We start from the raw sequence: 239 nt of genomic DNA on the forward strand, positions 1-239 counted from the left end.
TCGCAGATGTATCAGTAACCGATCCATTATTAGGAGGAGTACTCACGGCAATACCAACAAGCGATACCGATGGAGATAATGAATTGGATGTTACAGAGACGTGGGTATATGTTCAAGACTATACCATCACTCAGGATGACATTGATCTAGGAACCATTACCAACCAGGCGACAGTGAATGGTACAGCGCCGACAGGACCTGTATCAAATATTTCAGATGAGAGTTTAACGACCGAAGAC

The 239-nt window shown here is 43.9% G+C and carries 1 protein-coding gene; it reads left to right on the forward strand.

Translation table 11 applies throughout. From position 1 onward, the window contains the following. A partial coding sequence (locus ACY2RS_RS15845; RefSeq protein WP_490099619.1) for a DUF7507 domain-containing protein occupies window positions 1-239 on the forward strand: 239 nt, incomplete at both ends.

It is taken from the genome of Patiriisocius sp. 208BN25-11 (assembly GCF_058147145.1).